General features: G+C 71.2%; 20 protein-coding genes, 5 tRNA genes and 2 pseudogenes. 9 read left to right on the forward strand and 18 right to left on the reverse strand.

Translation table 11 applies throughout. The annotated features are described in order from the left end of the window. Positions 1-23: 23 nt before the first annotated feature. Positions 24-614 (reverse strand): annotated as a pseudogene (rsmD, locus tag ACFWWR_RS08470) (16S rRNA (guanine(966)-N(2))-methyltransferase RsmD); the annotation flags it as partial. Positions 615-756: 142 nt separating this feature from the next. Then, the gene (recG, locus tag ACFWWR_RS08475) at positions 757-2,976 is read right to left on the reverse strand and encodes an ATP-dependent DNA helicase RecG (protein ID WP_383861139.1); all 2,220 of its coding nucleotides are present in this window, start codon (positions 2,974-2,976) and stop codon (positions 757-759) included. Positions 2,977-3,141: 165 nt separating this feature from the next. Here recG and ACFWWR_RS08480 point away from each other — a divergent pair, with 165 nt between their 5' ends. Together ACFWWR_RS08480 and ACFWWR_RS08485 are read left to right on the forward strand one after the other, a co-directional pair. Next, positions 3,142-4,977, forward strand: coding sequence for an HSP90 family protein (locus ACFWWR_RS08480; RefSeq protein WP_383861136.1), 1,836 nt, complete (start codon positions 3,142-3,144; stop codon positions 4,975-4,977). Then, positions 4,977-8,444, forward strand: coding sequence for a tetratricopeptide repeat protein (locus ACFWWR_RS08485; RefSeq protein ID WP_384302583.1), 3,468 nt, complete (start codon positions 4,977-4,979; stop codon positions 8,442-8,444). The genes ACFWWR_RS08480 and ACFWWR_RS08485 overlap by 1 nt, the downstream gene beginning before the upstream one ends. Positions 8,445-8,462: 18 nt before the next feature. On the opposite strand, the gene ACFWWR_RS08490 is transcribed toward ACFWWR_RS08485, so the two are convergent. Next, positions 8,463-10,199 (reverse strand): DAK2 domain-containing protein, encoded by a 1,737-nt coding sequence (locus tag ACFWWR_RS08490; protein ID WP_383861129.1) that lies wholly within the window; start codon positions 10,197-10,199, stop codon positions 8,463-8,465. Between the two features lie 257 nt (positions 10,200-10,456). On the opposite strand from ACFWWR_RS08490, the gene rpmB reads away from it, so the two are divergent. Then, positions 10,457-10,642 (forward strand): 50S ribosomal protein L28, encoded by a 186-nt coding sequence (rpmB, locus tag ACFWWR_RS08495; protein ID WP_286064931.1) that lies wholly within the window; start codon positions 10,457-10,459, stop codon positions 10,640-10,642. Positions 10,643-10,746: 104 nt separating this feature from the next. On the opposite strand, the gene thiD is transcribed toward rpmB, so the two are convergent. Continuing rightward, complete coding sequence (gene thiD, locus ACFWWR_RS08500) at positions 10,747-11,547, reverse strand: bifunctional hydroxymethylpyrimidine kinase/phosphomethylpyrimidine kinase (RefSeq protein ID WP_383861125.1); 801 nt, start codon at positions 11,545-11,547, stop codon at positions 10,747-10,749. Continuing rightward, positions 11,544-12,509, reverse strand: a complete 966-nt coding sequence (locus ACFWWR_RS08505; RefSeq protein WP_383861122.1) for a thiamine-phosphate kinase — start codon at positions 12,507-12,509, stop codon at positions 11,544-11,546. Before ACFWWR_RS08505 ends, thiD begins: the two co-directional genes overlap by 4 nt. A gap of 206 nt (positions 12,510-12,715) precedes the next feature. Here ACFWWR_RS08505 and ACFWWR_RS08510 point away from each other — a divergent pair, with 206 nt between their 5' ends. Together ACFWWR_RS08510 and ACFWWR_RS08515 are read left to right on the forward strand one after the other, a co-directional pair. Continuing rightward, positions 12,716-12,949: an Lrp/AsnC family transcriptional regulator gene (locus ACFWWR_RS08510; protein ID WP_020121007.1), complete on the forward strand. Its 234-nt coding sequence runs from the start codon at positions 12,716-12,718 to the stop codon at positions 12,947-12,949. Between the two features lie 20 nt (positions 12,950-12,969). Next, complete coding sequence (locus tag ACFWWR_RS08515; protein ID WP_383861119.1) at positions 12,970-13,479, forward strand: DUF3515 domain-containing protein; 510 nt, start codon at positions 12,970-12,972, stop codon at positions 13,477-13,479. 9 nt (positions 13,480-13,488) lie between these two features. Here ACFWWR_RS08515 and ACFWWR_RS08520 read toward each other — a convergent pair whose 3' ends face one another. Genes ACFWWR_RS08520 through ACFWWR_RS08530 form a run of 3 tightly spaced genes read right to left on the reverse strand, consistent with a single transcriptional unit; the run spans position 13,489 to position 16,488 of the window. Further along, positions 13,489-14,646 (reverse strand): D-alanine--D-alanine ligase family protein, encoded by a 1,158-nt coding sequence (locus tag ACFWWR_RS08520; RefSeq protein ID WP_383861116.1) that lies wholly within the window; start codon positions 14,644-14,646, stop codon positions 13,489-13,491. Positions 14,647-14,704: 58 nt separating this feature from the next. After that, the gene (locus ACFWWR_RS08525; RefSeq protein ID WP_383861114.1) at positions 14,705-15,715 is read right to left on the reverse strand and encodes an NAD(P)H-dependent glycerol-3-phosphate dehydrogenase; all 1,011 of its coding nucleotides are present in this window, start codon (positions 15,713-15,715) and stop codon (positions 14,705-14,707) included. Continuing rightward, positions 15,712-16,488: a lysophospholipid acyltransferase family protein gene (locus ACFWWR_RS08530; protein WP_384302585.1), complete on the reverse strand. Its 777-nt coding sequence runs from the start codon at positions 16,486-16,488 to the stop codon at positions 15,712-15,714. Before ACFWWR_RS08530 ends, ACFWWR_RS08525 begins: the two co-directional genes overlap by 4 nt. A 154-nt stretch (positions 16,489-16,642) precedes the next feature. Between ACFWWR_RS08530 and cofC the strand changes: the two genes are divergently transcribed. Both cofC and ACFWWR_RS08540 read left to right on the forward strand, forming a co-directional pair. Continuing rightward, entirely contained in the window at positions 16,643-17,281 is a 639-nt protein-coding gene (cofC, locus tag ACFWWR_RS08535) for a 2-phospho-L-lactate guanylyltransferase (protein WP_383861108.1), read from the forward strand. 9 nt (positions 17,282-17,290) lie between these two features. Beyond that, positions 17,291-17,494 carry a hypothetical protein gene (locus ACFWWR_RS08540; protein WP_040906068.1) on the forward strand — a complete coding sequence of 68 codons (204 nt, stop codon included), beginning with the start codon at positions 17,291-17,293 and terminating at the stop codon, positions 17,492-17,494. Between the two features lie 71 nt (positions 17,495-17,565). Here ACFWWR_RS08540 and ACFWWR_RS08545 read toward each other — a convergent pair whose 3' ends face one another. The 4 genes from ACFWWR_RS08545 to leuC form a co-directional block, all read right to left on the reverse strand. Next, positions 17,566-18,213, reverse strand: coding sequence for an HU family DNA-binding protein (locus tag ACFWWR_RS08545; RefSeq protein ID WP_383861104.1), 648 nt, complete (start codon positions 18,211-18,213; stop codon positions 17,566-17,568). 137 nt (positions 18,214-18,350) lie between these two features. Then, positions 18,351-18,581, reverse strand: a complete 231-nt coding sequence (locus tag ACFWWR_RS08550; RefSeq protein ID WP_383861102.1) for a hypothetical protein — start codon at positions 18,579-18,581, stop codon at positions 18,351-18,353. A 277-nt stretch (positions 18,582-18,858) separates the two neighbouring features. Further along, positions 18,859-19,452 carry a 3-isopropylmalate dehydratase small subunit gene (gene leuD, locus ACFWWR_RS08555; RefSeq protein ID WP_383861099.1) on the reverse strand — a complete coding sequence of 198 codons (594 nt, stop codon included), beginning with the start codon at positions 19,450-19,452 and terminating at the stop codon, positions 18,859-18,861. A 5-nt stretch (positions 19,453-19,457) separates the two neighbouring features. Next, positions 19,458-20,888, reverse strand: coding sequence for a 3-isopropylmalate dehydratase large subunit (leuC, locus tag ACFWWR_RS08560; protein WP_383861096.1), 1,431 nt, complete (start codon positions 20,886-20,888; stop codon positions 19,458-19,460). A gap of 188 nt (positions 20,889-21,076) precedes the next feature. On the opposite strand from leuC, the gene ndgR reads away from it, so the two are divergent. Next, positions 21,077-21,793 (forward strand): IclR family transcriptional regulator NdgR, encoded by a 717-nt coding sequence (ndgR, locus tag ACFWWR_RS08565; RefSeq protein WP_383861093.1) that lies wholly within the window; start codon positions 21,077-21,079, stop codon positions 21,791-21,793. 229 nt (positions 21,794-22,022) lie between these two features. After that, positions 22,023-22,136: pseudogene (locus ACFWWR_RS08570) on the forward strand (transcriptional regulator); the annotation flags it as partial. A gap of 136 nt (positions 22,137-22,272) precedes the next feature. On the opposite strand, the gene ACFWWR_RS08575 reads toward ACFWWR_RS08570, so the two are convergent. The 6 genes from ACFWWR_RS08575 to ACFWWR_RS08600 all read right to left on the reverse strand — a co-directional run bounded on the left by ACFWWR_RS08575 (position 22,273) and on the right by ACFWWR_RS08600 (position 23,610). After that, positions 22,273-22,345, reverse strand: a tRNA-Glu gene (locus ACFWWR_RS08575). Positions 22,346-22,373: 28 nt separating this feature from the next. Further along, a tRNA-Gln gene (locus ACFWWR_RS08580) sits at positions 22,374-22,445 on the reverse strand. Between the two features lie 20 nt (positions 22,446-22,465). Beyond that, positions 22,466-22,538, reverse strand: a tRNA-Glu gene (locus ACFWWR_RS08585). 62 nt (positions 22,539-22,600) lie between these two features. Continuing rightward, positions 22,601-22,673 (reverse strand) — tRNA-Glu (locus ACFWWR_RS08590). Between the two features lie 42 nt (positions 22,674-22,715). Then, positions 22,716-22,787 (reverse strand) — tRNA-Gln (locus ACFWWR_RS08595). A gap of 91 nt (positions 22,788-22,878) precedes the next feature. Then, positions 22,879-23,610 carry an HAD family hydrolase gene (locus ACFWWR_RS08600; protein ID WP_383861087.1) on the reverse strand — a complete coding sequence of 244 codons (732 nt, stop codon included), beginning with the start codon at positions 23,608-23,610 and terminating at the stop codon, positions 22,879-22,881. Between the last annotated feature and the right edge of the window lie 22 nt (positions 23,611-23,632).

Here is a 23,632-nt window from a genome sequence, read left to right on the forward strand (position 1 = left end):
AGATCCCTCGCTCTCCGGTCCGGTCATCGTGCGTCTTCGCACGTAGAGGCGGCGCGACCGTACCAAAACGTTCCCTCGCCGTAACGACGGGCCCGGATCGCGTCGAAGCCGTCCGGCCACCTGAATTCGCCGCCTCTGGTGCTGCGCTCCACGGTGACGAGGGCATCGTCCGTGAGCCAGCCCTGCGTACGGAGTGTGAGCAGAATCTCCCGAAGATCGTCGTCCGTGACGGCGTACGGCGGGTCCAGGAAGACGAGGTCGTACGGCTGCGCGGGCGGCGTCTGGATCACCTGCCGGGCCTTGCCCGCCCTGACCTCGGCGCCGGGCAGACCCAGGCTCTTCACGTTCTCCCGGACGATGCGAGCGGCCCGGGCGTCGGCCTCGACGAGCAGGGTGTGGCCGGCACCGCGCGACAGCGCCTCCAGGCCGACGGCGCCCGAACCGGCGTACAGGTCGAGGACCCGCTCGCCGTCCAGCTGGCCGCCGAGCAGGGACTGCCAGGTGGAGAAGAGGCCCTCGCGTGCACGGCCGGAGGTGGGGCGGGTGCCGGTTCCCGGTGGGACGGACAGGCGACGTCCGCCGGCTGCGCCGGCGATCACGCGGGTCATCTGGGGTCCTTGTTCGAGGGGCGGTTACAGGTCCAGTTTGGCAGGCGGAGGTGGGGGGTGCGGGGTGTGGTGCGGGGTGTCATGAGCGGCTGCGGGTCCGCGGTGGTGGCCAGCGCGGTTCCCCGCGACCCTGAAGGCCGGCTGTCCTCTAGCCCTTTTCCAGGTACTGCTCCCTTTCCTCGTCCAGGAGGGCGTCCAGAGCCGTGCGCAGGCCCGGCAGACGCTCCAGGTCCGGATCGGCCGCCACCACCGCCGCGGCCTCCTCCCGCGCCTCCGCGATGATCTCCTCGTCCTCGATGACCGCGAGCATCCGCAGGCTGGTGCGGGCTCCGGACTGGGCCTGGCCGAGGACATCGCCCTCGCGGCGCTGTTCGAGGTCGATGCGGGAGAGCTCGAAGCCGTCGAGGGTGGAGGCCACGGCGTTCAGTCGCTGGCGGGCCGCGCTCGCCTCCGGCATCTCGCTGACCAGGAGGCACAGGCCGGCCGCCGAGCCACGGCCGACGCGGCCGCGCAGCTGGTGCAGCTGGGAGACGCCGAAGCGGTCGGCGTCCATGATCACCATGGCGGTGGCGTTGGGCACGTTGACGCCGACCTCGATGACCGTGGTGGCGACCAGGACGTCGGTCTCCCCGGCGGCGAAGCGGCGCATGACCGCGTCCTTGTCGTCGGGGTGCATACGGCCGTGCAGGACCTCGACCTTGAGGCCGCTGAGAGGCCCCTTGGCGAGCTGGTCGGCCACGTCGAGGACGGCGAGCGGCGGGCGCTTCTCGGCCTCGTCCTCGGGGGACTTCTTCTTGCCGGACTTCTTGGGGTCGTCCTCCTCATCGCCGATGCGGGGGCAGACGACGTACGCCTGGTGGCCGTTCTCCACCTCCTCGCGCACTCGCTCCCAGGCCCGCGCCAGGAAGTGCGGCTTGTCGGCGGCCGGCACGACATGGCTGGCGATCGGCGAGCGGCCGGCCGGGAGCTGGTCGAGGACGGAGGTCTCCAGGTCGCCGAAGACGGTCATGGCGACCGTGCGCGGAATGGGCGTGGCGGTCATGACGAGGAGGTGGGGCGGCTGCTTGCCCTTGCCGCGCAGGGCGTCGCGCTGCTCGACACCGAACCGGTGCTGTTCGTCCACCACGACCAGCCCGAGATCGTGGAACTGCACCTTGTCCTCGATCAACGCGTGCGTGCCGATCACGATCCCGGCCTCGCCGGTGACGAGATCGAGCAGTGCCTGGCGGCGGCCGGCCGCGCCCATGGACCCGGTGAGCAGCACCACCTTGGTGGCCTGCTCGGCTCCGCCGAGCATCCCGCCCTCGGCCAGCTCCCCCATCATCTCGACGACCGACCGGTGGTGCTGCTGGGCGAGCACTTCGGTGGGCGCGAGCATCGCGGCCTGGCCGCCCGCGTCGACCACGGCGAGCATGGCGCGCAGGGCCACCATCGTTTTACCCGACCCCACCTCGCCCTGGAGCAGCCGGTGCATCGGATGGTCCGTCGCCAGGTCGTCGAAGATCTCCCGGGAGACCTTCTGCTGGCCGTCGGTGAGGGTGAAGGGAAGACGGGCGTCGAAGGCGGTGAGCAGGCCGTCGGGAGCGGGTTTGCGGGGGACCGCGGGGAGTTGGGCGTCGGCATGGCGGCGGCGGGCGAGGGCGACCTGGAGGACGAAGGCCTCGTCCCACTTGAGGCGGGAGCGGGCGTCGTCGATGTCCGCCTTGGTGTGCGGGCGGTGGATCTTGAGGAGGGCCTCGGGGAGGGAGACCAGGCCGCGGCCCTCGCGGAGGGAGTCCGGGAGCGGGTCGAGGGCTTCCTGGGCGCTCGGCAGGACGGTCTGGACCGCCTTGCCGATCTTCCAGGACTCCAGCTTGGCGGTGGCGGGGTAGAGCGGGATGAGGGCGCCCGCCCACGTGTCTACGGCTTCCTCACTTTCCCCCCGGAGCAATTCGTAGGCCGGGTGGGCCAGTTGAAGGCGGCGGTTGAAGACGGAGACCTTGCCCGCGAACAGCGCGCGGGTGCCCGGCAGGAGTTCCTTGTGGGGCTTGTGAACGCCATTGCCGAAGAAGACCAGTTGGAGTCGGCCGCTGCCGTCCGTGATGGTCACTTCCAGGCGCTGGCCCTTGCCGCGCGGAGCCTTGGCCGAGGCGAAGCTGTGCAGGCGGGCGTCGGCGACCTGGGCGACCACCGTGACGTGCTCGTCCATGGGGAGGTCGGCGAGGTGGGTGAGCTGGCCCCGCTCCTCGTATCTGCGCGGGTAGTGGTGCAGAAGGTCGCCGACGGTGTGCAGGCCGAGATGCTCGGCCATCACCTTCGCGGTGGCTGGGCCGAGCACTGCCTTCAATGGTTGTTCTAGTGGTTCTTCCAGTGCGGGCACGAGATCCATTGCACACCACTGCACTGACAACGCCGTATAAGTCTCGGGAAACCCCTGGTCAGACGGCTGGTTGGGGCCCTAGGATGGCGCGCCTCCGGCCATCCCCGCGGTCACCGCCTCACCGGGACCGCCCGACCCCGCGCCGTCGCCCCTCCCCCCACCGGCGCTGCGACGATGGACTCCCAGACCTCACAGCCCTCCCCGGCATCCCCGTCACCCCAGTCACCTCATACCTTCCAGGTCGACCTGCGCGGTCTGGTGGACCTGCTCTCCCACCACCTCTACTCCAGCCCCAAGGTCTATCTGCGCGAGCTGCTGCAGAACGCGGTGGACGCGATCACCGCCCGGCGGGCCGAGCAGCCGGACGCCCCTGCCCGGGTGAGGCTGTACGCCGAGGGCGGGTCCCTGCGTGTCGAGGACTCCGGGGTCGGGCTCACCGAGGCGGACGTGCACGCCCTGCTCGCCACCATCGGGCGCAGCTCCAAGCGGGCGGACGGGCTCCAGGAGGCCCGCTCCGACTTCCTCGGGCAGTTCGGCATCGGGCTGCTCGCCTGTTTCGTGGTCGCCGAGCGGATCCGGGTGGTCAGTCGCAGCGCGCGTACGCCGCAGGCCCCGCCCGTGGAGTGGACGGCGAGCGACGACGGTTCGTACACCGTGCGGACGCTGCCGGACGAGGCCCGTCCGGAACCGGGCACCACCGTGCACCTGGTGGCGCGGGCGGGCGCCGGGGAGTGGCTGGCCGAGGAGCGGGTCCTCGCGCTGGCGCGGGACTTCGGCTCGCTGCTGCCGTACGACGTGCGGGTGGGCGACGAGGCGGTCACCGACCTGCCGGCGCCGTGGGACCGGACGTACCCGAGCCCCGCCACCCGGCGGGTGGCCCTGGCGCGGCACTGCTACGACCTGTTCGGGTTCACCCCGCTGGACTCGATCGCGCTGGACGTGCCGCTCGCCGGGATCCGCGGGGTGGCGTACGTCCTGCCGTCGGCGGTGAGTCCGGCCCAGCGGGCGAGTCACCGCGTGCACCTGAAGGGCATGCTGCTGACCGAGCGGGGCGAACAGCTGCTGCCGGACTGGGCGTTCTTCGTGCGCTGCGTCCTGGACACGGACAGCCTGCGTCCCACGGCCTCGCGCGAGTCGCTGTACGAGGACGAGACGCTGGCGGCCGTGCGGGAGGCGCTGGGCGAAAGGATCCGGTCCTGGCTGACGGGCCTGGCGGCCGGTGATCCGGAGCGGCTGGCGGCCTTCCTGGCCGTGCACCACCTGGGCGTGAAGTCGCTGGCGCGGCACGACCGGGAGATGCTGCGCACCATGCTCCCGTGGCTGCCCTTCGAGACGACCGACGGGCGGCTGTCCCTGGAGGAGTTCGCGCAGCGCCACCCGGTGGTGCACTTCACGCGGAGCGTCGAGGAGTACCGGCAGGTCGCGCCGATCGCGTCCGCGCAGGGCGTCGGAGTGATCAACGGCGGCTACACCTACGACAGCGAGCTGATCGAGGCGCTGCCCTCGGTGCGGCCGGGGACGGTCGTCGCGGAGCTGGACGCCGACACCGTGACCGCCCATCTGGACGCGGTCGATCCGGTCGAGGAGCTGGCCCTGGCGGGCTTCCTGGCGGCCGCGCGGGCGAAACTCGACCCCTTGGGCTGTGACGTCGTCCTGCGGGCCTTCCATCCGCTCTCCGTGCCCGCGCTGCACCTGGACGACCGGGCGGCGCGGCATGAGCAGGCCCGGGCGGAGGCCGCGGAGCAGGCCGACGACCTGTGGGCGGGCATCCTCGGCTCGCTGCGGGGCAGCGCCCCGCGCGCGCGGCTGGTGCTCAACCACCTCAACCCGCTGATCCGGCGGATCAGCTCGCTCGGCGACCCGGAGCTGATCGGCACCGCCACGGAGTCGCTGTACGGGCAGGCGCTGCTGATGGCGCAGCGGCCGCTCAGGCCCGCGGACTCGGCGCTGCTGAACCGGGCGTTCATCGGCCTCCTGGAATGGGCCACCCACGGCGAGGACGGTCACTGATGAGTGAGATCACGGACTTCGAGGAGCTGCGCCGGGCGATGGCGGAGAACTCCGAGCAGCCGGAGGGGCCGGCCCGCAACGCGCGCGCGGAGCGGCTGCTCGCCGAGGCGGAGAAGCTGAACGTCCCGCTCGCGGTGATCGAGGCGCTCGGGCACCAGCTGAAGGTCTACAACTACAGCTCCGAGAAGGCCAAGATGTTCGTCCCCTTCGCGCGGCTGCTGCGCATGTGGGACCAGCGGCCCGAGGACTTCGACGAGTACGAGACGCACTCCCTGCACTGGGTCTTCAAGTGGATGTCGTCCGGCATGCTCGACCAGCCGCACATCCCGCTCGCCTCCGTCGAGAAGTGGCTCGGCGAGATGGAGCACCGCTACCGGCTGGCCGGGCACAGCGAACGGGCCGTGCGTGGCGCCGAGTTCAGCGTGGCAGCGCACATCGGGGACGTGCCGCGGGCCGAGCGCGCGTACGCCGCATGGCTGGCCGCCGACCGGGACGCCATGGCCGACTGCCACGCCTGCGAGCTGCACGGGCAGGGCTGGTGGCAGGCGGAGCGCGGGCGGGACGCAGAGGCGCTGGAACTGTGGGCGCCTGTACTAGAGGGCGAGTACACGTGCGCCCACGAGCCGCACACGGTGCTCGCGTCGTCCCTGGTGCCCCTGCTGCGGCTCGGCCGCGTGGACGAGGCACGGGCCAACCATCTGCGGGGCTTCCGGCTCGTGCGGGCCATGGAGAGCATGCGCGGCGCCTACGCGGACCACGTCGAGTTCTGCGCGCTGTCCGGCAACGAGGCGCGGGGGCTGGAACTGCTCGCGGAGCGGTCGGCTTACTTCACGGACGACGGGCATCCGCGCAGCAAGCTGGACTTCATGGCCGTGGTGGCCCTCCTCATGGACCGGCTGACCGAGTTGGGGCTCGGCGGCCAGCGGGTGCCCGGACCGGCCGACCGGGCGTGGAGCGCGCGCGAACTCGCCGCCCACGCGCGCGGGGAGGCCCTCGCGCTGGCCGGCCGTTTCGACGAGCGCAACGGCACGCGGCACGTCAGCGAGCGGGCACGTGCGCGTATGGCGCAGCGGCCGCTGGTGGAGCGTCTGCCGCTGGGGGTGCGGTCGGCGCGGACGGCGTCTTCGCCTCCCGTTCCGGCGCCGGTGGCCGTCGCCCCCGACGAGCCCGATCTGGCGGTGCTGCTCGCCGAGGCTCGGCGGCTGTCGGACACCCTGCAGCCGAACGCCGTCGAGGCGTGGGCGGCCGTCGCACGGGCCGCGCGGGGCGTCGAGCTGGCCGCCCGCGACCGGGCGGAGATCGCCGACCACGAGGCGATGGACCGGGGCCCCGAGGGCGTCGGCCTCTTCGAGCACGCCGCCGTGCTGTACGCCGAGGCGGGCGACCCCGGAGAGGCCCTGGCCGCACGCACGCGTGCTGCGTACGTGCGTGCCCTCGCGGGCCACGTGGACGAGGCACTGACGGCGGTCGCCGAGCACTACGACGAGATCCTCGCGCTGTACGCCGAGGACGGTACGGGGGTACGGCAGACGGCGTCGGTGCTGATGGGGCGGGCGCGGATCCTGATGCGACGGGTGCAGGAGGTCGTCGAGGTCCTCGGCAACGACGAGGACCCGGCCGGTGAGACGGCTGGGACGCGGGAGGCCGGGGCACCGAGTGACGGCTCCCGGCGCGAGGTGGTCCCGAGTGACGGCCCTCCGGCGACGCCGGACGGCAGCCCTGGGGACACCGATCCAGGCCCCGCCGACGACCACCGAGGCGCACTTTCGGACCGCGGCCCCACGAACACCGTCTCCGGCCCGGCCGACGGCCACCACGGCCCCGTGACTCCGGCCGGAGGCTCCCAAGGCACGGCAACTCCGGCCGACGACCCCGACGACGGGGCGATTACGGCCGAGCACTCTCCCGGAGACGCGCTCTCAGACCACAGCTCCCAGCACACCGCCCCCGGCCCGGCCGACGACCATCAGAGCACCGTGATCCCGGCCGGCGACTCCCAAGGCAAGACGACGCCGACCGACGCCCCCGGCGACGCGCTCTCAGACCACAGCTCCCAGGACACCGCCCCCGGACCGGCCGACGGCCACCGAGGCCCTGTGACTCCCGCCCGCCGCCCCTCCGTGGGATCAATGCTGGCCGAGGCCGAAGTGGCCGCGCGGGAGGTGCTGGCGCTGGTCGAGGGGCGGGGCGGGGAGGACGTACGGCTGGCGTCGCGGGCCGCCGAGGCGCAGGCGATGCTCGCGGAACTGGCGGCGCACGGCGGGGACGTGGAGGCGGCCGCGGAGCTGTTCGCGCGGGCCGCGGCGGCGTTCGTCGGGGCGGGGCTGCCGTGGTTCGCGGTGGAGTACGAGGCCCGGTTGGCCGGACTCGCGCACCATCTGGGCGACCTGGCCGAGACGGAGCGGGCGCTGCGGGCGGCCCTGGAGCACGGCGGTCCGCATCTGGAGGCGACAGGGCGGGCCCAGCTGCATCTCCAGCTCGCCGAGGTCGTCGGCGGCCGGGGGCTGGCGGAGGAGGCGGCCGAGCACGCCCTGGAGGCGGCGCACTGGGCCGACGAGGCCGGCGAGGGGCGGACGCTCGGCGCCTGGGCCCGGCAGCAGCTCGGCGGGATCCTGTTGCGGCTGGGGCGATGGGCCGAGGCCGCGGAGGTGCTGGAGTCGGCACTGCCCGATCTGCACGCCGAGACGCACGGCGACGGCGCGATCGTACAGACGCAGTGGTGGCTCGGCGACTGTCTGAGCGAGCTCGGCGAGCACCGCGCGGCCGCCGAACGGCGGCTCCAGGCGGCCGAGCTGGCCCGGCACTGGCCCGAGCAGCACGACCACGCGACGCTGGCCCACCTCGCCGCTGAGTCCCTCGGGCATGCGGGGCTGCACGCCGACGCGGACCGGTCGTACGCGCGCGCCGGCGACCTGTGGCGGTCGCTCGGCAATGTCCACGGCCTGGTCCGCTCCCTGCGCGCCCGCGCGTGGCTCGCACTGCGTCCGGAGGAGGGGCCGGACGAGGCACGGGAGTTGATGGCGAGCGCGGTCCGGGAGTGCGAGGCGGCGCTGGGCTCGTCGGTGGCCGACGAGGACGCCCGGCAGCGGCTCGTCGCCGAACTCGGTCACACCCGGCGTCAGTTCGGCGATCTGCTGGCCCGTTCCGCCGCCGAGGACGCCGAGGACGACTCGATCCGGGCCGTGCTGGAGGAGTCCCTGGCCCAAGTGGCCGAGGCCATCGTGCTGTTCGCCTCCCTCGGGGCCGACGCCGTGCACAGCCGGACCGGCGCCGAACTCACCGCGGGCTGGCTGGAGGCCGACCTGAACCGCGCCGCCCGGGCGGCGGCACGCGCGCGTGCGGTACTGGCCGCGTACGGCGCCACCGAGGACGAGGTGGCCGTGGCGCGACTGGCCGAGGCCCGGCAGCTGCTCCAGGTGGTGGAGGACCAGGCGGCGGCACAGACGGACGAACAACCGGCCGACTAGGGCTGCTCGGCGTGGGGCCTACTCCACCCCGATGAGGAGTACGGCACCCTGCCGCCCGCCCCGGTACACCACCGTGTCGACGGCCATGTACGCCTCCCGTACGCGCGCTTCGAGGTGCTCGGCGATCGGCTCGGGAGCCTCGTTGCCCAGAACGAGCGTGACCAGTTCGCCGCCGGCCGCGAGCATGCGGTCAAGAACCGTTTCGGCGGTGACGGTGACGTCCTCCCCGATGACGGCCACGTCACCGTCGATGAGGCCGAGGATGTCGCCGGCCTGGCAGATGCCGGCCATGGTCCACGACTGGCGTTCCGCGACGACGACTTCGGCGTACCTGGTGGCCCCCGCCGCCGAGGTCATCGTCACGACGTCCTCGTCGAAGCGGCGGTCCGGCTCGTGCACGGCGAGCGCGGCGATGCCCTGGACCGCGGAGCGCGTCGGGATGAGGGCCACCCGGATGCCCTCCGTGCGGGCCTGTTCGGCGGCCGCGGCCGCGGTGTGGCGCAGGTCCGCGTCGTTGGGCAGCAGCACCACCTCGCGCGCGTGGGCCCGCCGTACGGCCTCGACGAGTTCCCCGCTCGCGGGCGGCTCCCCGGGCCGCGCGAGCACGGTGGTGGCACCCGCCTCGGTGTAGAGCCCGGCCAGGCCCTCGCCGGGCACGACGGCCACGACGGCGCGCTGGGCGCGCTCCCGGGGCGGCCGCTCGGCGCCGGTGGTGTGCACGTCGCCGAGCCCGAAGTGCGTGATCCGGATCCGGTACGGCCGCCCGGCCTCGACGCCCGCCTCCACGGCGGCACCCGCGTCGTCGACGTGCACATGCACGTTCCACAGCCCGTCGCCACCGACCACGACGAGCGAGTCGCCGAGGGCGTCGAGCCGCTCCCGCAGCCGCTCGACGGCCGTGTCGTCGGCCTCCAGGAGGTAGATCACCTCGAAGGCGGGCCCACCGTGCTCCGGGTCGGCGGGGGTGTCCCCGCACTCGGCGGCGAGAGCGGCGGCGGCGGTGGCCTCCGAGGTACTTCCGTCAGTCGGCCGCGCGTGCGGCCCTCCGGCCGGCCCGTCGTCCACGCGCGCGTGCGGCGCCGACAACGCCACCTCCCCCGGCGTCTCCCCCGTGAACGTCTCGACCAGCGCCCCGAGGACCGCCACCAGCCCCCGCCCGCCGGCGTCCACCACGCCGGCCCGCTCCAGTACGGCCAACTGTGCGGGGGTCGCGGCCAGCGCCGCGCAGGCACCCTCGTAGGCCGCCCGCGCGACCGTCCCGCAGTCGCCCTCGGCCCCCTCGGCCGCGTCGGCCGCGGCTGAGGCGACGGACAGAACGGTGCCCTCGACGGGATGGGCCACGGCCTGGCGGGCGGAGTCGGCGGCATGCCTCAGGGCCAGCCGCAGCCCCGGCCCGTCGGCGTGAGCGGTGTCATGGTCGGCGGCGAGCACCTGGGCCATGCCGCGCAGCAGCTGCGCGAGGATCGTCCCGGAGTTTCCCCGTGCCCCGATGAGAGCGCCGTGCGCCATCGCGCGCGTGGCATCCGCCAGGGACGGCCCCTCAAAGGCGGCCTCGTACCCGGCGAACACCGCCTCGACGGCGGTGGAGGCGGACTCCACGGTCAGATACAGGTTCGTGCCGGTGTCCCCGTCCGCCACGGGGTAGACGTTGATCGCGTCGATCTCCTCGCGCGCCCGTCCCAGCGCCCGGAGCGCGAGACCGCACCAGGTGCGTACCGCGAGAGCATCGAAGAATGTCTGCGGCACCTGCGCCACCTGCGCCTCCCTGAGCTGCTGGACGTGGGACGCAGCGTAGACCTCGGGATGGTGTTCACCGGAAGAGGGCCTGGAGCGAGGCCCTGAGCAGCCATGGTAGTTTCGTTCTGCTGGCGCAGTCGTTGTATGCTGCTCCGGTTGCCCGATCCACATCGGGCCATCCCCCTGGCAGCGCCACTCAGATCTCTGATCCTACGATCTCGATCCCGGCATGCCGGGATCCACCGTAAGTGCATCTGAAGTCTTTGGAGTGACCCGTGGCTGCCAACTGCGACGTCTGCGGCAAGGGGCCGGGCTTCGGCAACAGCATCTCGCACTCGCACCGCCGTACGTCCCGTCGCTGGAACCCGAACATCCAGCGCGTGCGTACTGTGGTCGGCGGGACGCCGAAGCGCGTGAACGCTTGCACCTCGTGCATCAAGGCCGGCAAGGTCTCGCGCTGACGCACAGCTAAGCGCGCGGCCACTGCTGGTTTGCTGCACTGAGCCGGTCCACCTCGTGTGGACCGGCTTTTTGCATGTCCAAGGCGACCGGGAAACCCCACGGTTTACGCGCCGCCGGCCCGGAGCCGCCACCCGTGGTCCACGGGACCGATCCCCCCGCCGAGCGCGAATCCGGCCGCGATCGCCCCGGTGACGTACTCCTTGGCCGCCGCCACCGCCTCCGGCACGGACTGCCCCTTCGCGAGTTGCGACGCGGTCGCCGACGCGAGCGTGCAGCCCGTGCCGTGCGTGTGCCGGTTGTCGTACCTCGGCGCCCGCAGCCAATGCTCCTCCGAGCCGTCGGTGAGCAGGTCCACGGCGTCACCGGTCAGATGACCGCCCTTGATGAGCACCCATCGCGGGCCGTACGAGAGCATGGCCGCGGCGGCTTCCCTCATCAGGGACTCCGACTCGACCCGCACACCCGTGAGCTGCGCCACCTCGTCGAGGTTGGGCGTCGCCACGGTCGCGACCGGCAGCAGCTTGTGCCGTACGGCGTCCAGGGCGGACGCGGCGAGCAGCGGGTCACCGTGCTTGGAGACGCCCACGGGGTCCACGACGGCCGGCACGTCGGTCCCACCGATCAAATCGGCGACCGCCTCCACGAGTTCCGCCGAGGCCAGCATCCCGGTCTTGACCGCCTGTACGCCGATGTCGTCGACCACGCTGCGGTACTGGGCCCGCACGGCCTCCACCGGCAGCGCCCAGGCGCCCTGCACGCCGAGGGAGTTCTGCGCGGTGACGGCCGTGATGACGCTCATGCCGTGCACGCCGAGCGCCAGCATCGTCTTCAGGTCGGCCTGGATGCCCGCCCCGCCGCCGGAGTCGGAGCCCGCGACCGTGAGAACCCGGGGCGGCGCGCTCATGACTCGATGTCCCCGAAGTGGTCCCAGCCGCCCTTCTTGGTCCACGGCGCCCCGTCCACCGTCACCTGGGGCAGCGCCGAGGGGTTGAGGACCTCGCCGATGATCTTCCAGCGGGCCGGCAGCTTCACGTCCGGCGGGAAGGTCGCGACGATGGCGTGGTCCTCTCCCCCGGTGAGCACCCACTGCATGGGGTCGACGCCGACGGCCTGCCCGATGTCGTTCATCTGCGAGGGGATGTCGATCGCGCCGGAGCGGACGTCGATACGGACCTTGCTGGCCTCGGCGATGTGCCCGAGGTCGGCGATCAGCCCGTCGCTCACGTCGCACATCGCGGTAGCGCCGAGCCCGGCGGCGGCCGGTCCCGCGTGGTACGGCGGCTCGGGGCGCCGGTGTGCCTCCACGAAGGCGCGCGGCGAGCGGAACCCGCGGGAGAGCACCGCGAACCCGGCCGCGGACCAGCCGAGCCAGCCCGTCACCGCGACGATGTCCCCGGGCTGCGCACCGCCCCGCGTGATGGGCTCGTTGTTGCGCAGATCGCCGAGCGCGGTGATCGACACCATGATCGTGTCGCCGCGTACGACGTCGCCGCCGACCACGGACGCGCCCGCGACCTGGCACTCGTCGCGCAGGCCGTCCATCAGCTCGACCGCCCAGGCCACCGGGAGTTCGGCCGGGACGACCAGGCCGAGCAGCAGCGCGGTCGGTACGGCGCCCATGGCGGCGATGTCCGCGAGGTTCTGCGCGGCGGCCTTGCGGCCGACGTCGTAGGCCGTGGACCAGTCGCGCCGGAAGTGCCGTCCCTCGAGGAGGATGTCGGTGCTCGCCACGACCCTGCGGTCGGGCGCGGCCACCACCGCGGCGTCGTCGCCGGGGCCGACCCGGACCGCCGGGGTGGTGGTGAGACGGGAGGTGAGCTCCCTGATGAGCCCGAACTCACCGAGCTCACCAACAGTGCCCTTCATTGCCCTTACGCCCCTTCTGTACCTGTCCGAGCCCGGTCGCGCGTCACCAGTGTCCTCGATACGGTCGAGGTGACCGTCAACTTCCGTCGTGCCTGCACCCCGGCGCGCGAGCCCTGGTCGCCGCGGGTCTCCCCGCGGCGAGCGGCGACGCGATACCGTGGCGTTCCTTTTCCCCACATGATCCTCGTGGCCGCCCTGGAGGTTCCGTGGTACAGGCGTACATCCTGATCCAGACGGAGGTCGGCAAAGCGTCGACCGTCGCCGAGACGATCAGCAAGATTCCTGGGGTCATCCAGGCCGAGGACGTGACAGGACCGTACGACGTGATCGTGCGTGCCCAAGCGGACACGGTCGACGACCTCGGCCGCTTGGTGGTCGCGAAGGTCCAGCAGGTGGACGGCATCACCCGCACCTTGACCTGCCCGGTCGTCCATCTGTAGCCCCCGTCTACCCTTGGCCGGTGAACTTCTTCCGTCACCGGTACCGCATCCTCATCGGGCCGCCCGCGCTTGCCGTGCTGATCACGGTCGCGGGCTGCTCCTCAGCAGACGACAGTGCGTCGGCGGCGGTTCCCAGTCCGAGTGCGAAGGTCACGAAGCTGTGCCGGAACCTGGACAAGGCGCTGCCGACGAAGCTGGACGGTCTGGGCCGCGAGGATCCCGAGCCCTCGTCCGCACTGACGGCGGGCTGGGGAAGCCCGGCGATCATACTGCGCTGCGGTGTCGTACGACCGCCCAAGATGGTCGACCCCAAGGTGGCCGAAGGCGGCGACCCGGACGCGGTCGCCGGCGGTGTGAACGGCGTCGACTGGCTGATGGAGAAGCAGGACGACGGAGCGTACCGCTTCACCACCGCCAATCGCAGCGCGTACGTCGAGGTGACGGTGCCGAAGGGGCAGGACAGCACCGGAGTGCTGGTCGACCTCGCCCCGGCCGTCAAGAAGGCGATTCCCGAAGGGATCGCCGGCTAGCCGAGCGACTCAGCGCAGGCCCGTGGACCGCCGCAGCGCCGCCTGCACCAGCCTGTCCACCAGCTCCGGGTAGCTGATCCCGGTCGCCTGCCACATCTGCGGGTACATCGAGATCGGTGTCATGCCGGGCATCGTGTTGATCTCGTTGATCACGAACTCGCCGTCCTCGGTGAGGAAGAAGTCCGCGCGTACCAGGCCCTCGCAGGAGGCGGCCTCGAACGCCTCCACGGCGAGCCGCTGGACCTCGGCCGTCTCCTCGGGCGTCAGCGGCGCGGGCACGATGCCGGGCGTCGAGTCGATGTACTTCGCCTCGAAGTCGTAGTACGCGTGCGTGTCCGGCGGCGGGATCTCCGAGGGCACGCTGGCACGGGGCCCGTCCTCGAACTCCAGCACCCCGCACTCGATCTCGCGGCCGCGCAGCGCCGCCTCCACGAGGATCTTCGGGTCGTGCCGCTGGGCCTCGGCGATGGCCTCGTCGAGACCGGACAGGTCCTCGACCTTGGTGATGCCGATCGACGATCCCGCGCGCGCGGGCTTCACGAAGAGCGGCCAGCCGTGCTCGCCGGCCAGGTCGACGATCTTCTTGCGGGCGCCGGACTCGTCGCGCTCCCACTCACGCGGCCGGATCACCACGTAGGGGCCCACCTTGAGCCCGAAGGAGGTGAACACCCGCTTCATGTACTCCTTGTCCTGGCCGACGGCCGAGGCGAGCACACCCGAACCCACGTACGGCACCCCGGAGAGCTCCAGGAGGCCCTGGAGGGTGCCGTCCTCGCCGTACGGGCCGTGCAGCACCGGGAAGACGACGTCGACCTCGCCGAGCGCCTTGGGCACCGATCCGGGCTCGCTGTAGACGACTTCGCGGTTCGCGGGGTCGACCGGGAGCACCACGCCGCCCTCGCTCGAATCGGCGAGCTCCTCGACATCGGGCGTACGGCGCTCGGTGATCGCCATGCGCTCCGGTTCGTCGGCGGTGAGCACCCACCGGCCCTCCCGGGTGATGCCGATCGGCAGGACGTCGTACTTGGTCCGGTCGATGGCCCGCAGGACGGCGCCGGCGGTGACCGTGGAGATCCCGTGTTCGGAGCTGCGCCCGCCGAACACGACGGCCACGCGCGGCTTGCGAGGCGGCTGCTCAGGGTTCTGGGGGAGGTTCTCGGTGCTCATATCGCGTTGAGGGTACCCGGTGGTAGTGCCCCGAGACAGTGTCCGCCCCGCGGGTGGCTCAACGTCGTTCCGGCTTCGCGCTGCGCGACATCAGCTCCTTGAGGGCGACCACCGGAGGCTTGCCCTCGTGGACGATTCCCACGACCGTCTCGGTGATGGGCATGTCGACGCCGTGCCGGCGGGCCAGATCCAGCACGGACTCACAGGACTTGACGCCCTCGGCGGTCTGCTTGGTGACCGCGATGGTCTCCTGAAGGGTCATGCCCTTGCCGAGGTTGGTGCCGAAGGTGTGGTTGCGGGACAGCGGCGAGGAGCAGGTCGCCACCAGGTCGCCGAGCCCGGCCAGTCCGGAGAAGGTCAGCGGGTCGGCGCCCATGGCGAGGCCGAGGCGGGTGGTCTCGGCGAGCCCGCGCGTGATCAAGGACCCCTTGGCGTTGTCGCCCAGACCCATGCCGTCCGCGATGCCGACGGCGAGGCCGATCACGTTCTTGACCGCGCCGCCCAGTTCGCAGCCGACGACGTCGGTGTTGGTGTACGGGCGGAAGTACGGCGTGTGACAGGCGGCCTGGAGGCGCTGGGCGACCGCCTCGTCGGTGCACGCGACCACGGACGCGGCCGGCATCCGGGCGGCGATCTCCCGCGCGAGGTTGGGTCCGGTGACCACGGCGATGCGGTTCTGCCCCACCTTGGCGACGTCCTCGATCACCTCGCTCATGCGCATGGCGGAACCGAGTTCGACGCCCTTCATGAGCGACACCAGGACCGTGTCGGGCGCCAGCAGCGGCGTCCATTCCGCGAGGTTGGCGCGCAGTGTCTGCGACGGGATCGCGAGGACGGTGAAGTCGGCGTCACGGGCGGCCTCGGTCGCGTCCGTCGTCGCGCGCAGGTTCTCCGGGAGCTCGACGCCGGGGAGGTAGTCCGGGTTCGTACGCGTGGAGTTGACCGCTTCCGCGAGGTCGGCGCGACGCCCCCACAGGGTCACCTCGCACCCCGCGTCGGCGAGCACCGTACCGAAGGCGGTGCCCCACGATCCGGTGCCGAAGACGGCCGCCTTGACGGACTTGCTCACGTGCCCTGCCCTTCTTCCTGTCCGACCTTGCGCTGCGTCTGCGCCCGAGTGCGGCGCCGCTGCTCGATCCGCTCGCGGCGCGGGTCGTAGGGCCTTGTGGGCGCCTTCTCGCCGCGGATCTCCTCCAGCTGGCGGGTGATGGCGGCCATGATGACCTCGGTGGCCTCCTTCAGGAGTTCCGGGGACATCTCCTTGTCGTAGAACCGCGCCAGGTCCACGGGCGGGCCCGCGAGCACGCGGTGGGTCTTGCGCGGAAACAGTTCGAGCCTCTTGGCGTACGGCGGCAGCACCTCGTTGGCGCCCCACTGGGCGACCGGAATCACCGGGCACTTGGTCTGCAGGGCGACCCGGGCGGCACCGGTCTTGCCGGTCATGGGCCAGCCGTCGGGGTCGCGGGTGAGAGTGCCCTCGGGGTAGAAGGCGACGCACTCGCCGCGCTCCACGGCATCGATCGCGGCACGGAAAGCGCTGAGTGCGTCCGTACTCTCGCGGTAGACGGGGATCTGTCCGGTGCCGCGCATCGCGGCGCCGACAAATCCCTTCCGGAAAAGGTCGCTCTTCGCCAGGAATCTCGGAACACGGCCGGTGTTGTACTGGAAGTGCGCGTAAGCGAAGGGATCAATGTGCGAATTGTGGTTCACCGCGGTGATAAATCCGCCCTCGACCGGAATGTGCTCCAATCCGCGCCAGTTCCGCTTGATCAGAACCACCAGCGGCGGTTTGCACAGGACCGCTGCGAAGCGGTACCAGAAGCCGATTCTGCGGCGGGACACGCGGACACCTTCCTCTAGGGCCTGGGGGCCGCACAAGTGTCACCCCGGGCCGCCGGTCTGTCGAGAACACCGTACGCCCCGGCTCCGCGACCACCAGATGGCCCTGGTGACGGCTGAGTGACAATGGCCGCGACAAGAGAGGTACGAAACGCTCGTGCAGTGGACCTTGGTCATACCCGTGAAACCTCTGGCGCGGGCGAAGAGCAGGCTCTCGGACACCGCCGCCGACGGGCTGCGTCCGGGCCTGGCTCTCGCCTTCGCCCAGGACACCGTGGCGGCGGCGCTGGCCTGCCCCGCGGTGAAGGATGTGGCGGTCGTCACGGACGACGCCCTGGCCGGCCGGGAACTCGGCTCGCTGGGCGCCCATATCGTCACCGACGAGCCGCGCGGCGGCCTGAACGCCGCTCTGGCGCACGCGGCGGCGGTCGTACGCGCCGCCCGTCCCGAAAGTGCCGTCGCGGCCCTGAACGCCGATCTTCCGGCGCTACGCCCGCTGGAATTGGCCCGGGTCCTGGAAGCGGCCGCGGAATTCCCCCGCGCATTTCTCCCGGACGCCGCAGCAATCGGCACCACGCTGCTGGCCGCGCGAGCAGGCGAGGAATTGCGGCCCGCCTTCGGCACGGATTCCCGCGCCCGTCATCGCGCCTCCGGCGCCGCCGAAATCACGCTCGGCGCGGTGGATTCCGTACGACAGGACGTGGACACTGGCGACGACCTGCGCGCCGCGCTCGCCCTGGGAGTGGGGCCACGGACGGCCGCGGCGGCCGCGCGGCTGCTGATCCCCGGGCAGTAGGCTGCGGCCATGCAGGCGACCGCATACACGTACGACCCCGACAGCCGCAGCGGGCAGGTGCTCCTCGACGACGGCACCCCGGTGCCCTTCGACGCCCCGGCGTTCGACGCGGGCGGGCTCAGACTGCTGCGGCCCGGGCAGCGGGTGCGCGTCGAGACGGAGGGCGAGGGCGAGGCCCGCCGGATCACTCTGGTCACGCTCCACACCTTCTGAACACCCGACGGACACGCCGCGGGCCGGGCTCCGTGGGGAGTCCGGCCCGGCGTGTGAGTGCCCCTGTGCCCTTACCTCTTGCGGGCGGTGGCCTTCTTGGCGGTGGTGGTGCGAGAGGTCGACTTCTTGGCGGGGGCCTTCTTGGCCGTCGCCTTCTTCGCCGGAGCGCTCTTGGCCGTCGCCTTCTTGGCGGTGGTCTTCTTCGCGGCGGTAGTGCCGGCGGTCGCCGAAGTCTTCTTGGCGGGCGCCTTCTTCGCCGTGGTCTTCTTCGCGGTGGCCGTGGTCTTCTTGGCCGTCGTCTTCTTCGCGGTGGTGGTCTTCTTCGCGGCGGCGGTCCTGGTGGTGGCCTTCTTGGCGGCGGCCTTCTTGACCGTCGCGGAAGCACCGCCGGTCAGGCTGCCCTTGGGGGCCTTCTTGACGGCGACGTCGTTCTTCGGGAGCTTCTTCGAGCCGCTCACCAGGTCCTTGAAACCCTGGCCCGCGCGGAAGCGCGGCACGGAGGTCTTCTTGACCCGAACCCGCTCGCCGGTCTGGGGATTGCGGGCGTAACGGGCCGGACGGTCGACCTTCTCGAACGAACCGAAACCGGTGACCGAAACCCTTTCACCTGCGACGACCGCACGGACGACGGCGTCCAGGACCGCGTCGACAGCGTCGGCAGCCTGCTGTCGGCCGCCCATCTTGTCGGCAATCGTTTCTACGAGCTGCGCCTTGTTCACGTCTTCCCCTTCGGAGACATTGCCAGAACGAAAGTGTTCAAGCTTTTTCGCACGTTAGGCAGATATATACCGCAAATCAAACACGAAACGGGCTTATCACCCGCGCGCCGCAACGAACTCGACTGTCCTGGACTCGTTCAGCGTTCCTCTTCGGGGACACGACCCGCGTCGAGGTCCGCCACGAACCGCTCCAGACGCCTTGTCGCATCGGCGAGATCGTGCTTGGCCGCGGCCGTAATGACCAGCAGCTTCCGGGTCAGCGCCATCCGTACGCCCTCCGGGACTTGCAGTGCGCGCACTCTTGTGTGCGCTTCCTTGAGTTGGTCCGCGACTGCCGCATAGAGCTCGAGTTGGCCGTCGTGTTCCATGCACAGATTGTGCCATCTGGGGCGAGTTGTCGCCTGCTCAGGGGGCAACTGCCGCCTCGAACGGCCTCCCTGGCGCCTGTCGGAGCCACGGTCACAACGACCGCGTACCCCGGCAACACCCCGCCTAACGTGGGAAGTTGAGAAGCCTGGTCGCAGCAGGCAGGGCCGTTCGGGTGCAGACATGGCTGTACCCCCGATCGGGCCGATCGGGGGTACAGCGGGGGTGCCGCGGTGGCCGAAACTCGACCTGTTCAGTTGCTCCGGGCGTCCGCTCGGGTCAGATCTGGAGCGTCCGCGGCTTGTACGACGGGCGCTTGGCCTCGTACGCCGCGATGTCGGCCTCGTTCTGCAGGGTGATGGAGATGTCGTCCAGCCCGTTCAGCAGCCGCCAACGGGCGTTCTCGTCGAGTTCGAAGGCCGCGGTGATGCCCTCGGCCCGCACCTCACGAGCCTCAAGGTCCACAGTGACCTCAGCAGTCGCGTCCTTCTCCGTGAGTTCCTGCAGCGCGTCCACGATCTTCTGCTCCAGAACCACCGTGAGCAGGCCGTTCTTGAGCGAGTTGCCGCGGAAGATGTCCGCGAAGCGCGAGGAGATGACGGCCTTGAAGCCGAAGTTCTGCAGCGCCCAGACGGCGTGCTCACGGGAGGAGCCGGTGCCGAAGTCGGGGCCGGCGACCAGGACGGTCGCGCCCTTGCGCTCGGGCTGGTTGAGGATGAACGACGGGTCCTTGCGCCAGGCCTCGAAGAGCCCGTCCTCGAACCCGTCCCGGGTCACCTTCTTGAGCCAGTGAGCAGGGATGATCTGGTCGGTGTCGACGTTGCTGCGCCGCAGCGGGACGGCCCGGCCGGTGTGCGTGGTGAATGCTTCCATGACTCTCAGACTCCAGCGGGCGTACGGGTCTCGGCGTCGGACAGGTCGGCCGGGGAGGCCAGGTGGCCCAGGACCGCCGTCGCGGCTGCGACCTGCGGCGACACCAGGTGCGTACGACCGCCCTTGCCCTGTCGGCCCTCGAAGTTGCGGTTGGAGGTGGACGCGGAGCGCTCACCGGGGGCCAGCTGGTCCGGGTTCATACCCAGACACATCGAACAGCCCGCGTGCCGCCACTCGGCGCCGGCGTCCTTGAAGACGACGTCCAGGCCCTCGGAGACGGCCTGCAGACCGACCCGCGCGGAGCCCGGGACGACCAGCATCCGTACGCCGTCGGCGACTTTGCGGTCCTTGACGATCTCGGCGGCGGCGCGCAGGTCCTCGATGCGGCCGTTGGTGCACGAGCCTACGAAGACGGTGTCCACCTTGATGGAGCGCAGCGGCTGCCCGGCCTCCAACCCCATGTACTCCAGGGCCTTTTCGGCGGCGAAGCGCTCCGAAGCGTCTTCGTACGAAGCAGGGTCGGGGACGTGGGCCGAAAGCGGCGCGCCCTGGCCGGGGTTGGTGCCCCAGGTGACGAACGGCGCCAGCTCGGCGGCCTCGATCACGACCTCGGCGTCGAACTCGGCGTCCGCGTCCGTCTTCAGGGTCTTCCAATACGCGACGGCCGCGTCCCAGTCCTCGCCCTCGGGGGCGTGCGGACGGCCCTTGAGGTACTCGAAGGTGGTCTCGTCGGGGGCGATCATGCCCGCGCGGGCGCCGGCCTCGATCGACATGTTGCAGATGGTCATGCGGGCTTCCATCGAGAGCTGCTCGATGGCGGAGCCGCGGTACTCCAGGACGTAGCCCTGGCCGCCGCCCGTGCCGATCTTGGCGATGATCGTCAGGATCAGGTCCTTGGCGGTGACGCCGTCGGGCAGATCGCCGTTGACGGTGATGGCCATGGTCTTCGGGCGGGCCATGGGCAGCGTCTGGGTGGCCAGCACGTGCTCGACCTGGGAGGTGCCGATGCCGAACGCCAGACCGCCGAAGGCGCCGTGCGTGGAGGTGTGGGAGTCGCCGCAGACGACCGTCATGCCCGGCTGGGTCAGACCGAGCTGCGGGCCCACGACGTGCACGACACCCTGCTCGACGTCGCCCAGCGGGTGCAGCCGGACACCGAAGTCGGCGCAGTTCTTGCGCAGCGTCTCCAGCTGGATCCGGGACACCGGGTCGGCGATGGGCTTGTCGATGTCGAGGGTCGGGGTGTTGTGGTCCTCGGTCGCGATGGTCAGATCGAGGCGGCGCACCTGGCGACCGGTCTTGCGGAGGCCGTCGAAGGCCTGCGGGCTGGTCACCTCGTGCAGCAGGTGCAGATCGATGAAGAGGAGGTCGGGCTCGCCCTCGGCGCGCCGGACGACGTGGTCGTCCCAGACCTTCTCCGCGAGTGTCCTACCCATCGCTTTCCCTCCGGCCGGAAATAGTGCCCCGGCCCAACTAGAGATCTTGAGGATGCGGCGCCCGCGCCCCTGTTCCCGAGCGTCCGCCACCGGACCCGTTGGTCTGCGGGCCGCTGTGTCTTCCAGAGTGGCGTGTTCCACCGAAAATTGAACTTGCGTTTCACAGAGTGAGACGCGAGTATCGTTTCATGGACAACAGTAGCGGCGTCGGCGTTCTGGACAAGGCGGCCCTTGTTCTGAGCGCTCTGGAGTCCGGTCCGGCCACCCTCGCGGGTCTGGTCTCGGCCACCGGACTGGCACGGCCCACGGCCCACCGACTGGCCGTGGCTCTGGAACACCACCGCATGGTGGCGCGTGACATGCAGGGCCGTTTCATTCTCGGCCCCCGGCTCGCCGAGCTGGCCGCGGCCGCCGGCGAGGACCGCCTTCTCGCCACGGCGGGCCCGGTCCTCACCCACCTCCGTGACATCACGGGCGAGAGCGCCCAGCTCTACCGTCGCCAGGGCGACATGCGCATCTGCGTCGCCGCGGCGGAGCGCCTGTCCGGCCTGCGGGACACGGTCCCGGTCGGCTCGACGCTCACGATGAAGGCGGGCTCCTCCGCGCAGATCCTGATGGCCTGGGAGGAGCCGGAGCGCCTGCACCGGGGTCTGCAGGGCGCCCGCTTCACGGCCACCGCCCTCTCGGGCGTCCGACGCCGGGGCTGGGCCCAGTCCATCGGTGAGCGGGAGCCGGGCGTCGCCTCCGTCTCCGCGCCCGTGCGCGGCCCTTCGAACCGGGTGGTGGCCGCCGTCTCGGTCTCCGGCCCCATCGAGCGCCTGACGCGCCACCCGGGCCGTATGCACGCCCAGGCGGTCATCGACGCCGCCGGCCGCCTCTCCGAGGCCCTGCGCCGGACGGGCTGAGGTTTTCGGGACAACCGCTTCAGGGACATCAGCGAGAAGGGCCTGCCTCAACGCCGCGGCAGGCCCTTCTCGCTCCCCCGGTCCTCCTCAAGTGGTCTTCTTCGCCGCCCCGACCGAGCGGCGCGCGAACCACTGCGCCGCCCGCCGCCCCCGGCTCTCGACCGCCGGCACCCCCGTGGCCGCCGCGAGGCCGAAGGGCGGCATGTCGGAGCAGATCGCACTGGTGCACCGCGTGGTGCCGGGGATGATCCAGGTCGGGCGGCTGCCGGTGACGACGGTCCGCGAGGTGCTCCGCCATGTCGACGACGAATCCCTGGGCCGCACGTCCCACCTTCCGTCGGCTCGGCTACGACCGGGATCCCGAACTGAACGTGGAGCACGGCCGGTTGCTGCACCAGGCGGCCGTACCCGACCTCAGGCCCTGGGCCCGGGAACGCCTGAGGGCCTCCACCGAAGTGGAGGCCCTCAGGACTCGCATGTACCCCCGACCGGATTCGAACCGGCGCTACCGCCTTGAGAGGGCGGCGTGCTAGGCCGCTACACAACGGGGGCGTGGACTCTGCGTTTCCGCAGGTCCGAGCTGGTCTACCTGGACTCGAACCAAGAATGACGGTACCAGAAACCGTAGTGTTGCCAATTACACCATAGACCAATGTGGTTCAGACCAATTCGTACCCCCGACCGGATTCGAACCGGCGCTACCGCCTTGAGAGGGCGGCGTGCTAGGCCGCTACACAACGGGGGCCCTAGCGATCCTGCATGAGAGTCAGCGGGTGCGACCCGGACTGTCCCCCTGGGAAGGATCTGTACCCCCGACCGGATTCGAACCGGCGCTACTGCCTTGAGAGGGCAGCGTGCTAGGCCGCTACACAACGGGGGCTTCGCGGAGATCACTCCGCTTTTTGCAGATGAGCTCTGCGAGCTGGCCTACCTGGACTCGAACCAAGACTAACGGAACCAGAAACCGTCGTGCTGCCAATTACACCATAGGCCACTGGAACGCAAGCCCCTGAAGGGGTCTTGTTCTAGTGTGCTCCCCCGGGTTCCGGCCTTTCGGCCCGCTCCCCGGCGGCGCAGGAAGAACATTACCCGAAGGTGGACGGGGCTCCAAAACGGGTATCCGCGCCGAGGATCGCGGGGAGTTCGGCGAGCGAGGCGATCCGGTGCGGGCCGACGAAGGCGTCACCGACGGTGTGGACGCCATCGCGGTCGATCCAGACCGACAGCAGCCCGGCGTCAGCGGCGCCCCGCCCGTCGATCTCCGGGTGGTCGCCGACGTACGCCACTTGGTGCGGGGCCAGCTCCAGGGCGTCACAGGCGGCCAGGAAGGCGCCGGCCTCGGGCTTGGAGACGCCGAGCTCCGCCGCACACAGGATGACCTCGAAGCGGTCGTGCACGCCGAGGACGCGCAGCTTGCGGTCCTGGACGTGGATGCTGGAGTTGGACAGCACGGCGTGTCGGTGGCTGGCGGCCAGGGCGTCCAGGGCGGGCAGAACGTCCGGGAAGAGGGCCCAGGCGGTCTCGTAGTGCGCGATGTACCGCTCGAACCACGCGTCGGCGTCGGCGTCGCTCAGTTCCTCGCCCAGGAACACCCGCACCCGGTCCCTGCGCTGTCCCTGGAAGGAGGTCTCCCCCGCCGAGAATCGCGCCCACTGGCGGTCCGTGATCTCCCGCCACCGCACGATGGCCTGCTCGACACTGTCGTACGTGTCGAGCAGCCCCTCGGCCGCGAGATGGACGCGCATGCCGACACGGTCGGCCGCGGTGTAGTCGAAGAGGGTGTCGTCGACGTCCCAGACCACGGCGCGAATGCTCATGGTCCGACGGTAACGCGGGGAC

The organism is Streptomyces sp. NPDC058678, from assembly GCF_042714835.1.
Classification (GTDB): domain Bacteria; phylum Actinomycetota; class Actinomycetes; order Streptomycetales; family Streptomycetaceae; genus Streptomyces.

Bases quoted from the DNA above. Each gene is read 5' to 3' on its own strand.
- recG (WP_383861139.1), bottom strand. From the start codon at position 2,976: ATGGATCTCGTGCCCGCACTGGAAGAACCACTAGAACAACCATTGAAG.
- ACFWWR_RS08480 (WP_383861136.1), top strand. From the start codon at position 3,142: ATGGACTCCCAGACCTCACAGCCCTCCCCGGCATCCCCGTCACCCCAG.
- ACFWWR_RS08485 (WP_384302583.1), top strand. From the start codon at position 4,977: ATGAGTGAGATCACGGACTTCGAGGAGCTGCGCCGGGCGATGGCGGAG.
- thiD (WP_383861125.1), bottom strand. From the start codon at position 11,547: ATGAGCGCGCCGCCCCGGGTTCTCACGGTCGCGGGCTCCGACTCCGGC.
- ACFWWR_RS08505 (WP_383861122.1), bottom strand. From the start codon at position 12,509: ATGAAGGGCACTGTTGGTGAGCTCGGTGAGTTCGGGCTCATCAGGGAG.
- ACFWWR_RS08520 (WP_383861116.1), bottom strand. From the start codon at position 14,646: ATGAGCACCGAGAACCTCCCCCAGAACCCTGAGCAGCCGCCTCGCAAG.
- ACFWWR_RS08540 (WP_040906068.1), top strand. From the start codon at position 17,291: ATGCAGGCGACCGCATACACGTACGACCCCGACAGCCGCAGCGGGCAG.
- ACFWWR_RS08550 (WP_383861102.1), bottom strand. From the start codon at position 18,581: ATGGAACACGACGGCCAACTCGAGCTCTATGCGGCAGTCGCGGACCAA.
- leuD (WP_383861099.1), bottom strand. From the start codon at position 19,452: ATGGAAGCATTCACCACGCACACCGGCCGGGCCGTCCCGCTGCGGCGC.
- leuC (WP_383861096.1), bottom strand. From the start codon at position 20,888: ATGGGTAGGACACTCGCGGAGAAGGTCTGGGACGACCACGTCGTCCGG.
- ndgR (WP_383861093.1), top strand. From the start codon at position 21,077: ATGGACAACAGTAGCGGCGTCGGCGTTCTGGACAAGGCGGCCCTTGTT.
- ACFWWR_RS08600 (WP_383861087.1), bottom strand. From the start codon at position 23,610: ATGAGCATTCGCGCCGTGGTCTGGGACGTCGACGACACCCTCTTCGAC.